Here is a 4737-nt window from a genome sequence, read left to right as displayed (position 1 = left end):
TCATGGTTCAATAAAAATGAATTGTTTTCTAAATCGCTTTCAAAGAAATTAAAGTTTATTGAAGAAAACAGAATTCAAGGAAACCAATTTTATTACACTTCTAAACCTTATATAGAAGTTATAAATGAAGTGAAGTACAAAGAGTTTAAATGGACAGAGAAAAATCTTCGTCTTTTGGCTCTTTTTCGCTATTGGAACCAAATGGAATACTTCTTTCCATATAAATATAAAATGGACCAAAATTGGGATTCTGTTTTATTAGAAATGATGCCTAGATTTAGTAATCCAGAATCAGAAAAAGATTTTGCATTAGCAATGCGTGAAATTTCAATAAAACTTAACGATACGCACGCTTCGACTCAAATGAGACAGATGTATGATTATTTTGGAGATAAATTTATTACTGCTGATGTTGTTTTTATTGATGATAAAGCAGTTGTTGTAGCTTTAAAAAACGATTCGCTGGCTAAAATTGATGATTTCAAAATAGGGGACGTGGTTACAAAAGTTGATGGAAAAACGGTAGGAGATTTAATTAAAGAAAATTTGAAATACGCTGAAGGTTCTAACATGCCAGCAATTTTAAAAAATATATATTGGACTGTTTTCAACGGAAAAACAGAATCAATTGAAATTGAATTTATTCGTGACAATATTACTTCTGTTAAAAAAATTAAACGTTACACTTATTCAAAATTAAAAATCATAAATGCGAGAGATGAAGTAAAATGGAAATTTTTAGAAGATTCTATTGGATATATTGATGTCGAGTCTATAAAAGCAGATGAACTTTCTAATGTTATGGAGCAATTTAAAAATACGAAAGCCATTGTTTTTGATGCTAGGAAATATCCTAAAGAACCTAATATTGAGGAAGATATCGCGCAATATTTGTATCCAGAAGAAAAAGCTTATGCAAAGTTTATTGATGTAGATTTATCATATCCAGGACGATATGTTTGGAGAGAAGATCAAAAAACAGGAAAAACAAATGCGGATTATTATAAAGGCAAAGTGATTATTTTACAAAATGAAAGAACACAAAGCCATGGCGAGCATCTTGTAATGTGTTTGCAGGCAGCTCCAAATGCCACAATTATTGGCAGTCAGACTTCAGGTGCAGATGGTGGAACATGCAGATTTGAGATTATAAAAGGTTATTCAACCATATTTACAGGTTTTGGAGTTTTTTATCCAAATAAAAAAGAAACGCAACGAATCGGAATCGTTCCAGACATCGAAGTTAAACCAACAATTTTAGGTATTCAGCAAGGCAAGGATGAAGTTCTTGAAAGAGCAATTCTTTTTGCTAAAAGTGGCAAGTAATTAAAAATAATAATAAAAGTATCATGAAAAAAATCATCGTTTTTTGTCTAATCTTATTGGGAGCTGTTAGTTATTCTCAAAAATTAGATTGCACTAGATTTAAGAATGGAAAGTTTGCGGCTCCAGCTTTTCCAGATGAATATGCTATTCGAAAAGATTCTATTGAAGAGTGTTATTTTGATAGTAAATTGCAAACCGTTTGGAGTGTCAAATGGCTTAGTGATTGTAAATTTGAAAGGGTTTGTATAAAAAACTTAGGAGCCGAGAATGTTAAAATTGGAGATAAAAGTGTAGCAGAAATAATTTATACAGACGAGGAATGTGTTACTTATAACATAGTATATTTTAATGAAGAAAACCCGAATGGAATAGATTTTCAAAGAGGAGTATGTCTGCAAAAAGATTAACTTTTTTGAAGGTGTTTTTTACATCTTCAAATAAAATTCTTTAGTCAGTTCAATATATTCTGGAGTATAAACATGACGATCAATTTCGATAACAAGTTCATCAATTTCGATTTCAGGAACTTCATTTCGACTAAAAGCTAATAAACTGCGCTTAATTTCCGATTTAGGAGTTCCCTTAACTCTTGTGATTTTTATTGGATAAAGTTCTGATTCTTTTGCAAGAGCAATAAATTTTTCTTCTTCTTTAAAAGGAATAATTATAGCTAGAATTCCATTTTCTGAGAGCAACAAATCGGCAGCTTCAACAATTTCTTCAAAGGGCATTGCATCTTGAAAACGAGCCAAATCGCGTTGTTCGTTTTCGGTTTTATAATCCTCAGCATAAAAAGGCGGATTTGAAACAATCAAATCATATTCGTCTTCTGGTTCTTCAATAAACTCGTCTAAACCAGCATGAAAACAAAATAAGCGATCACCCCAAGGAGAAGCTTCAAAGTTTTCTACTGCTTGTTCATACGCATCTTCATCGATTTCAAGTGCATCAATTTGTTCTGCATGGCTTCTTTGTGCCAGCATCAAAGCAATAATTCCTGTTCCAGCACCAATATCTAAAACACTAAATGGGTTGTGATGAATTGGAGCCCAAGCACCCAATAAAACACCATCGGTACCCACTTTCATAGCTGTTTTTTCTTGTTTAATAGAAAATTGTTTAAAGCTAAATGTAGACATTTCTAAAAATTAAAAACTGTTAAAGACAATGACCGAAAACTGCCACTGGGACTGAGCACTTTTACAAGTACATTTCAATAAGACCTTCAGGAAGATCCATAATTACTTTTTTATTCTCACGATCGATTTTTACAAGAAAATTATCAATCATTGGAACTAAGATTTCAACTTCGCCATTTAAAACTTCGAAAAGAGGTTGAGCAGTTGAATCATTAATAGAAGTTATTTTTCCGAAAACGCCTAAACGTTTGTCTTCGATTTCGAAACCAATAACTTCATGGAAGTAGAATTTGTTGCCAGTAAGTTTTGGCAACATAGTTAAAGGAAGATAGATAGCATTTCCAACTAAGGCATCTGCATCTTCTTCGGTGTTTACATCTTCAAAACGGACTCTTAAAAAGTCGTTTTTGTGTAAAGAACTTTTTTCAATAAAAAAAGGAACCAAGTGTTTGTTGTGTTCAACAAACACTGATTCCAGATTTTCGTATAACTCAGGTTCGTCTGTGTCTAAATAGATCAGAACTTCACCCTTGAAACTAAATTTTTTAGCGATTTTACCTAAATAAAAACAGTCTTCTTTACGCATTATCGCTAAGTAAAATTATGCTTCAGTTGTTTCGTTATTCTCTTCAGCAGCAGGAGCTTCTTCAGTAGCTTCAGCAACTTCTTCAGTAGCTTGTGCAGCGGCAGCAGCTTCAGCTTGTGCAGCAGCAGCATCAGCAACACGTTTAGCGTTAACTTCTTTCTCTGCTTTTAATGCTGTAGCTTTAGCATCAGCTTTAGCTTTAGATAAACCATCTTTTTTAGCATCAACTTTACCAGCTTTTGCTTCTAACCAAGCAGTTAATTTAGCATCTGCTTGCTCTTGAGTTAAAGCACCTTTACGAACTCCTCCATCAAGGTGGTGTTTCAATAAAGCACCTTTGTAAGAAAGGATAGCTCTTGCAGTATCAGTTGGTTGAGCACCATTGTGTAACCATTTAACTGCGCTGTCAAGGTTTAACTCAACAGTTGCTGGGTTAGTGTTTGGATTGTAAGTACCGATTTTCTCTAAGTATTTACCATCTCTTTTTGAGCGTGCATCTGCAGCTACTACCCAGTAAAAAGGTTTTCCTTTTTTACCGTGTCTTTGTAATCTAATTTTTACTGACATAATCTAATTGATTAAATTTTGAGGTACTCGACCTCTGTTAATTAAGGGCGCAAAGATATAATTTTTTTATGAAAAACACGTTTTTAAAAAAGATTAAATATATTTGAGTTGTTTTTTTAGCATTTTTTTGACTTTTTAATGTAAGTATTTTGATCTTAATGCAATACTTTTGCAACAAATTCATTTTAAACATGAAAAAAATCTTTTACTTTTTATCAATTTTACTTCTACTTATATCTTGTACAGAAGATGTAAGATTCAATAACCCGGCTTTTCAAACCTTAAAAGATAACAACTTTTGGAGAGCTCAAGTCTATAAAGCAGGAATGGAATCGGATGGAACTTTTGTAATTGAAGGTTCTTTAGGTTACGAACAAATACGCTTCCAGCTTCCTGAACCAACTGAGAAGACATATGTTTTAAGTGCTGATGCTGCTGCAAAAGCAACTTATGAAAACACTTATAAAGGACAAGAAGCAGAATTTACTACAAGCATAGGCAAAGGAAACGGGCAAATTGTTGTGACAGAATATAATACAGTTGAGAATACCATTTCGGGAACCTTTAAATTTACAGCAGTTAATGCCGATTCTGGTGCCGAAAAACAAACAATGTATTTTTCGGAAGGAGTTTTTTATAAAATTCCAATAACACAAGGGGGAAACTTTGTTCCTGTCGACAATTTAAATTAAAAAGAGGGATTAACTTTCGTTAATCCCTCTTTTTAATGTTTCAAGTTTCAGATTGTTTGAATGTGCAGCCTGAAACAAGAATAAACTATTATATGTTAGCAGCTAACCAGTCACCAACTTCTTTAGTACCGTATGCTTTTCCGCCATTAGCTAAATCTTCTGTAACTACTCCAGCTTCTAAAGCTTTGTTTACAGCATCTCTCATTGCTTTTCCTTCTTCCATTAATCCGAAGTTTTCGAACATCATAGCAGCAGACAAAACAGTAGCCATTGGGTTAGCGATGTTTAATCCTGTAGCTTGCGGATAAGAACCGTGAATAGGTTCAAATAAAGATACTTCAGCTCCCATAGACGCAGAAGGCATTAATCCCATTGAGCCAGAAATTACAGAAGCTTCGTCAGTTAAGATATCTCCAAATAAGTTTTC

7 protein-coding genes are annotated in these 4737 nt (G+C 33.2%); 3 read left to right on the top strand and 4 right to left on the bottom strand.

All coding sequences use genetic code 11. The features are described from left to right. Together B3J44_RS01250 and B3J44_RS01245 are read left to right on the top strand one after the other, a co-directional pair. Positions 1-1326 (top strand): S41 family peptidase (locus tag B3J44_RS01250; protein WP_286965082.1); only part of this gene is annotated, 1326 nt, incomplete at its 5' end. A gap of 23 nt (positions 1327-1349) precedes the next feature. Next, the gene (locus B3J44_RS01245; protein ID WP_286965081.1) at positions 1350-1733 is read left to right on the top strand and encodes a hypothetical protein; all 384 of its coding nucleotides are present in this window, start codon (positions 1350-1352) and stop codon (positions 1731-1733) included. An 18-nt stretch (positions 1734-1751) separates the two neighbouring features. On the opposite strand, the gene B3J44_RS01240 is transcribed toward B3J44_RS01245, so the two are convergent. From B3J44_RS01240 to B3J44_RS01230, 3 genes are all read right to left on the bottom strand, one after another. After that, positions 1752-2465: a tRNA1(Val) (adenine(37)-N6)-methyltransferase gene (locus tag B3J44_RS01240; protein WP_286965079.1), complete on the bottom strand. Its 714-nt coding sequence runs from the start codon at positions 2463-2465 to the stop codon at positions 1752-1754. Positions 2466-2526: 61 nt separating this feature from the next. Continuing rightward, on the bottom strand, positions 2527-3051 hold the full coding sequence (rimM, locus tag B3J44_RS01235; protein WP_286965077.1) for a ribosome maturation factor RimM: 525 nt from the start codon (positions 3049-3051) through the stop codon (positions 2527-2529). Between the two features lie 15 nt (positions 3052-3066). After that, positions 3067-3618 carry a 30S ribosomal protein S16 gene (locus tag B3J44_RS01230; protein ID WP_286965075.1) on the bottom strand — a complete coding sequence of 184 codons (552 nt, stop codon included), beginning with the start codon at positions 3616-3618 and terminating at the stop codon, positions 3067-3069. A 191-nt stretch (positions 3619-3809) separates the two neighbouring features. On the opposite strand from B3J44_RS01230, the gene B3J44_RS01225 reads away from it, so the two are divergent. Next, positions 3810-4310, top strand: coding sequence for a DUF6252 family protein (locus tag B3J44_RS01225; protein WP_286965073.1), 501 nt, complete (start codon positions 3810-3812; stop codon positions 4308-4310). An 88-nt stretch (positions 4311-4398) separates the two neighbouring features. On the opposite strand, the gene B3J44_RS01220 is transcribed toward B3J44_RS01225, so the two are convergent. Next, positions 4399-4737, bottom strand: a 339-nt coding sequence (locus B3J44_RS01220; RefSeq protein ID WP_286965071.1) for an isocitrate/isopropylmalate family dehydrogenase, incomplete at its 5' end; no start/stop codon positions are given.

This window comes from Flavobacterium sp. UBA4854 (genome assembly GCF_002399805.1).
Lineage (GTDB): Bacteria > Bacteroidota > Bacteroidia > Flavobacteriales > Flavobacteriaceae > Flavobacterium > Flavobacterium ginsengisoli.
This window is presented reverse-complemented; position numbering and strand designations above follow the sequence as displayed.